Origin of the sequence: Acinetobacter sp. YH12098 (genome assembly GCF_013419235.1) — a bacterium.
GTDB classification, from domain to species: Bacteria; Pseudomonadota; Gammaproteobacteria; order Pseudomonadales; family Moraxellaceae; genus Acinetobacter; species Acinetobacter amyesii.
Genome location: NZ_VPAO01000037.1, coordinates 37,265 through 43,264 on the forward strand (window position 1 = coordinate 37,265; position 6,000 = coordinate 43,264).

3 protein-coding genes and 1 pseudogene are annotated in these 6,000 nt (G+C 39.5%); 2 read left to right on the forward strand and 2 right to left on the reverse strand.

Going from position 1 to position 6,000, the window contains the following annotated elements; translation table 11 throughout:
* Nucleotides 1-150: 150 nt before the first annotated feature.
* Both omp38 and FTU38_RS12630 read left to right on the forward strand, forming a co-directional pair.
* Nucleotides 151-1,209, forward strand: a complete 1,059-nt coding sequence (gene omp38, locus FTU38_RS12625; protein ID WP_180041632.1) for an outer membrane protein Omp38 — start codon at nucleotides 151-153, stop codon at nucleotides 1,207-1,209.
* Nucleotides 1,210-1,643: 434 nt separating this feature from the next.
* Nucleotides 1,644-3,821, forward strand: a complete 2,178-nt coding sequence (locus tag FTU38_RS12630) for a TonB-dependent siderophore receptor (RefSeq protein WP_180111397.1) — start codon at nucleotides 1,644-1,646, stop codon at nucleotides 3,819-3,821.
* A 93-nt stretch (nucleotides 3,822-3,914) separates the two neighbouring features.
* On the opposite strand, the gene FTU38_RS12635 is transcribed toward FTU38_RS12630, so the two are convergent.
* Together FTU38_RS12635 and FTU38_RS12640 are read right to left on the reverse strand one after the other, a co-directional pair.
* Nucleotides 3,915-4,976, reverse strand: coding sequence for an SDR family oxidoreductase (locus FTU38_RS12635; protein WP_373686435.1), 1,062 nt, complete (start codon nucleotides 4,974-4,976; stop codon nucleotides 3,915-3,917).
* A 359-nt stretch (nucleotides 4,977-5,335) separates the two neighbouring features.
* Nucleotides 5,336-5,872 (reverse strand): annotated as a pseudogene (locus FTU38_RS12640) (ISNCY family transposase); the annotation flags it as partial.
* Nucleotides 5,873-6,000: the final 128 nt, after the last annotated feature.

Below are 6,000 nucleotides of genomic sequence, written 5' to 3' on the forward strand. Positions count from 1 at the left end.
TAATCAAGCACTTGGAAAAAGAATAAAGTGTTTGTATGATTCAGCGTAAATAGCTTAAAAAAAAACTGGGGTATAAGAAAGCCTATCTCAGGATAGCCAATTTTTCGGCTTGAGCTTGAACAACAATTGTTATCTCTGGAGGATAAATCCATGAAAATGAGTCGTATTGCATTAGCAATGCTCGTAGCTGCTCCTTTAGCAGCTGCAAACGCAGGCGTAACTGTTACTCCATTAATGCTTGGTTACACTTTCCAAGATTCTCAACACAACAACAGCCGTGGCAACTTAACTGAAAGTCCTGAGCTACAAGACGACTTGTTTGTTGGTGCAGCACTTGGTGTTGAATTAACTCCATGGTTAGGTTTCGAAGCTGAATATAACCAAGTTAAAGGTGATGTTGATCCGCTTGACAGCGAATACAAACAAACTCAAATCAACGGTAACTTTTATGCTACTTCTGATTTGATTACTAAAAACTATGACAGCAAAGTTAAGCCATATGTATTGTTAGGTGCTGGTCACTATAAATACAAATTTGACGAAGCTGCTGCTCGTGGTGTATCTCCATCTGCACAAGCTCGTGGTACTACTGAAGAAGGTACTTTGGGTAATGCTGGTCTAGGTGCTTTCTGGCGCTTAAACGATGCTTTATCTCTACGTACAGAAGCTCGTGCTACTTACAACATCGATGAAGATTTCTGGAACTACACAGCTTTAGCTGGTCTTAACGTAGTTCTTGGCGGTCACTTGAAACCTGCTGCTCCTGTAGTTGAAGTTGCTCCTGTAACTCCTGTTGCTCCAGTTGCTCCAGCTCCTCAAGAGTTGACTGAAGATCTTAACATGGAACTTCGTGTGTTCTTTGATACAAACAAATCAAACATCAAAGATCAATACAAACCTGAAATTGCTAAAGTAGCTGAAAAATTAGGCGAATACCCTAATGCTACAGCGAACATCGAAGGTCACACAGATAACACTGGTCCACGTGCTCTAAACGAACGTTTATCACTAGCTCGTGCTAACTCTGTTAAATCTTCGCTTGTTAACGAATACAACGTTGACCCAGCTCGTTTATCTACTCAAGGTTTCGCGTGGGATCAACCAATCGCTGACAACAACACTAAAGAAGGCCGTGCTATGAACCGTCGCGTATTCGCTACGATTTCTGGTAGCCGTACTGTAGTGGCTCAACCTGGTCAAGCTCAATAATTTGAGTTTAACTTCGGTTAGAAAAAAGCGGCTCTTTTGAGTCGCTTTTTTTTTGTTAAAAATTTAAAAAAGGAGATTTAAATTTGGCTAAAAGGCACTAACGCAAAAGCGTTGTTTACTTTTAAATAATCGTTGGATGTAAAAGGATTTATCTATTCATGTGGCAATTAAGCATGTAAAAATTCAAACTATTGTATATTAATTAATCATCTGTTTGCCTAAGAGCTTTAATTGAACATAACCAGGTTGTATTTTTATTTTTTTATAAAAGCAATAAAAAAACAATTATTTACATTTGTCTTATCTACAATTTATAAAAAATGAATATTTATATTTTTCATTAAAAAAATATAATCATCGGGATTTATGATGCAGTTAAGAATTATTCTAAATATAATAATGATTCTTATTCAAGTAAAACTAATCTTGAAATGATGAATAATTTTGCAAAAACACACTTAGTACGTTCTATAACTATGGTGCTGCTCGGTGTTGGAGGGGCTACATCTGTGTTTGCAGCGGATACAACGGTACTTGAGACGATTGAGGTTGAGGTACCTGCAGAAAAGCAACTTGCAAATGGTAAGTTGAAAGCCAATACAGAGCTAGGTGCTTTGGGAAATAAAAAAATTGTTGATACGCCATTTAGCGTAACAGCATATAGTGAAAAACTGATTGAAGAACAGCAAGCGTCAACTGTAGCACAAGTTTTAAAAAATGATGCGAGTATCCGTATTACCACCAACCAAGGTCATATAAACGAAAACTTTAATATTCGTGGCTTTGACATCAATCACGATGACATTGCACTCAATGGTATGTACGGTATGGCGCCTTATGGACGCGTACCGACTGAAATTTTAGATTCGGTAACGGTTTTAAAAGGCCCGAATGCCTTGGTTGCAGGTATGTCGCCTGCTGGTGGGGTCGGTGGTGTGGTCATCGCTAAAACTAAGCGTGCAGATAAAGAAAAAACTCAAGTTTCAGCTTCAATGGAAGAAGGTGGTTTTTACCAATCAGGTTTTGACGTTTCGCGACGTTTTGGTGCTGAAAAAGAATTTGGTCTACGTGTGAATGGTGCTTATGGTCAAGGTGAGCACATTATTGAAGGCATGGAAGATAAACATGCATCAGGTGCAATTGCTGCAGACTATACAACCGATAAATTGAAACTGAATTTTGATGCCTATGCGGTACGTGATGATCGTAATGGTGGATCACCTGCGATGGTGGCATTTGGTGTCAAAGATGCTCATGGCCATACCTATAATGGTGTGCTGGATGCACCTAAAGGCGATACCAATTACTTTAGGAATTTAGAAGGTCATACTGACAGTGAGTTTGTAGGATTAAGTGGTGAATATGCATTTACACCTGACTTAAATGTTTATGCAGGTGTAGGACATATTGAAAAGGCCTATAGTGGCCATATTTTTGGTACGCGTCTTGTCGTTGGCCAAGCAGATGGTCATGCCACATCTCAGTACTATCGTACGGGGTCATCAGAGTCGATTACATCGGCAAATACAGGTATTCAATATAAGTTTAATACGGGTGCTATAAAACATGCTATAAATGTCCGAGCTGATTATTTGACCAAAGAAACAGATCAGCATGTTGCGGCAACACAAGAGAAAATTAATTCAACTAATTTGTATGATCCTGATACGACTGTAGGGATGCCTTCTGCGTACCCAGTGGTTAAACCGAATTTAGATAATAAATATACCAGCTATACGGTATCTGATCAGATTTCAATGTTAGATGATAAGTTGCAATTTATTGTTGGTGCACGTTATCAAGATATCGACACCAAGAATTTACAGAAAAAAACAGGCTATCAAGACGATAAAATATCCCCAAGCTTAGGTATTGTGGTTAAACCATTTGGTGAGAATATTTCTATTTATGCAAACTATGTTGAAGGTCTTTCTGAAGGTGTAACGGTGAATAACGTTGCAGATGCCAACAATAATGTCACCTTTGCGCCATTCCAAACCAAACAATATGAATTGGGTGCTAAATATCAAACAGGTAGTTGGTTAAATACATTTGCACTGTATCAAATTGAAAAACCATCGACGATGTCTTCTGATTATTCTGATGGAAATACAGGTAGTAGTGTCAACCAAATCACAACAGGTGATGCAGAAACACGTTCACGTGGCGTCGAGTGGGCATTTTCTGGGGAGATTTATACAGGTCTAAATCTGATGGGTAGTTTGGCTTATATCGATGCTGAATATACCAAAGCAGCGGTGAAAAATGGTGTAACTAATCAAGGTAATTCGGTATATGGTATTCCTGACTTTACCGCAACGCTTGGCTTAGATTATGCAGTACCTTATGTAGATGGATTAAATGTGAATGCGCGTGCAAACTACGTGAGTGAACAGTACTTAAATGAAACCAATGCACTTAAACTACCAGACTATACAATTTTAGATTTAGGTGCGCGTTATAAAACCAATTTGGGTGGTGTAAATACTACATTCTTAGCCAATATTGATAACGTGACTGATGAGAAATATTGGGAAGGTACATTCAACTCAGGTTATGCCTTAGTGGGTGGTCCACGTACCTATAAAGTTGGCTTAACATTCGACTTTTAAATAACCAATACACGTCAATTCAAAAAGCCACCTATTTAAGGTGGCTTTTTTTCAAACTAATTGAGCAAGTTATTAGCTTAATGAATGTCTAATTTAGGGAATATATTGCTTCACCACACCATCATCCAGCAGCTGCTGAAAATGCTCAACAAGACTGGTTTCAATATTGCGGTAGCTGATGCCTAGCTCGGACTTACTTTTGTCGGCATTGAAGTAGATTGGAAAACCCATATTCAGCTCAACAAAAGACTTGGAAAAACCTGCCAGCGGGCCAAACAATTTAAATGCGGCTTTAGGCAACTGGTTGCGCGGGAAGGGGAATTTTGGACCAAAGTGCTGGCGCAGAATTTTGCCCATTTCCAGCAGGCTGAGCGTGCCGCCGCTGATAATATAACGGCCTTTTGCATTTGGGTTAAAGGCTGCTTGCAAGTGTGCATCCGCAACATCACGGACATCTACAATGCCATTCCACATCGGCGGTACACCTGCGAGGGTCATACCGTTAGCAAACTGCTCAAGCACTTCAACGCTGCCAGACTTGGTCATCGCAGTTAGTGAAGGGCCAAGAACCAGCGCTGGGTTGACACAAACCAGTTCCCAGCGGTTTTGTGCTTTTTGCATATCCCAAGCTTTGCGCTCCGCCATGACTTTTGAATATGGATAGGGCTGATGGGTTTCAGAGCTGGTGGTGTTCCAGTGAGACTCATCAAATTGGTTATTTGCTGTTTGCTTAATGTCGATCGCATCGCCATAAGTTGAAGCAATACTGGATGTCACCACCACGCGTTTTACAGATTCTGTTTGGTTGACGCTGTTTAATACATTTTCTGTGCCTATTACCGCAGGCTCAATAATATCTTTTACTGCATCTTTATAGTTGGTCACTACAAAAGGGGATGCCATATGGATCACAATTTCACAGCCTTGCATGGCTTCATCAAAGGCATGCGGTGTAAGTAAATTGGCTTCAAACAGTTTGAATGTGCCAGTACTTTGGTTTGCGATATTCTCTAAGTGAGCAAAGCTTTTTTTCTTATTCAGATCGCGTACGGTGGCGTGAACTGTATGTCCTTGTTCAAGCAGATTTTTAATGACCCAGCTGGCAATATAGCCTGTGGCGCCTGTAACGAGTATCGGTGTTGTCTTGCTATTCATATTCTTCAACTTTAATTGACGCATTTTTTTATCATATTGAGAATATTTAGTTTTGTCTTTGATTGATTTGAAAAAATATATGTTGATGATTGGGTTTAATGCGCACTAAATTCAGCAGAGAATGCATGTGAATGCTGAAAAAGTACTTTTTTATTGATCTTAAAATATGCGAATATGGGATGAATGTTGGATAGATGTATATTCTTATGAGTATGGACGCAAAATCTCACAGAAAAATGGACAAAGAATCATATCTAACTTGTGCGCTTTAATTTAAAGCCTAGATAAGACTTATAGGCTTCTTCTGTTATTCCCAAGTAGAAATGTCTATGCGATAAACCATTTAAAATGTCCTGTTTTTAACTACAAGAGTCAAGCACAGGATTTAAATTTCTTTGTTCAATAACAACTTTCTGAGCTTTACGACTCGGCATACTTTTCTTGAGACGGGAACGTTTATTCTGTTTCTCCAATTCCTCATGTTGCTGCTGGATATGGGCCAGGACCGAACCTAATCTTTTATTCTCAACCACTTCATTCTGCTGTAGTCCAGCCAGTTTATTGAAGACGCTATAGTTGATCTTCCGTCCTTCATGCATAATTGCCACAGTACCATCCGGGTACTCCAGAAATGAAATGTATTGCCCAACAAGCTTATGATTCAGCTCTGTCGGTTCAAGCATATAAATACACTTGTCATAGGTCAGGGTCAGATTCTTGGTGACCTTACGCGGTTCCTGCCAGGTAAAAATATCATCCAGTTCAAGATCAGATTCGCTTAATGGCCGATGCAGGTTCTTTGAGTTTCGCGCACATTTGGTGAACTTCTGATTGAACTGCTCAATAAAGCAGGGTAACCATATATTGGCCTCTGCAATCGAACCGATGCCTTCCAGGGGCTTTGTTGCATAAAGGCTTTAAAGATAGAGTTTCCCTAAGTAACTCAAATTTAAGTGACAACTTGGGTATGAGGGCGACCTAATTCTGTGAATTTGTTCAAAACTGCTACACGTGCATGAATCTC

Excerpts from the sequence above, each read along its gene's own strand:
- FTU38_RS12630 (WP_180111397.1), top strand. The coding sequence starts at position 1,644 with ATGAATAATTTTGCAAAAACACACTTAGTACGTTCTATAACTATGGTG.
- omp38 (WP_180041632.1), top strand. The coding sequence starts at position 151 with ATGAAAATGAGTCGTATTGCATTAGCAATGCTCGTAGCTGCTCCTTTA.
- FTU38_RS12635 (WP_373686435.1), bottom strand. The coding sequence starts at position 4,976 with ATGAATAGCAAGACAACACCGATACTCGTTACAGGCGCCACAGGCTAT.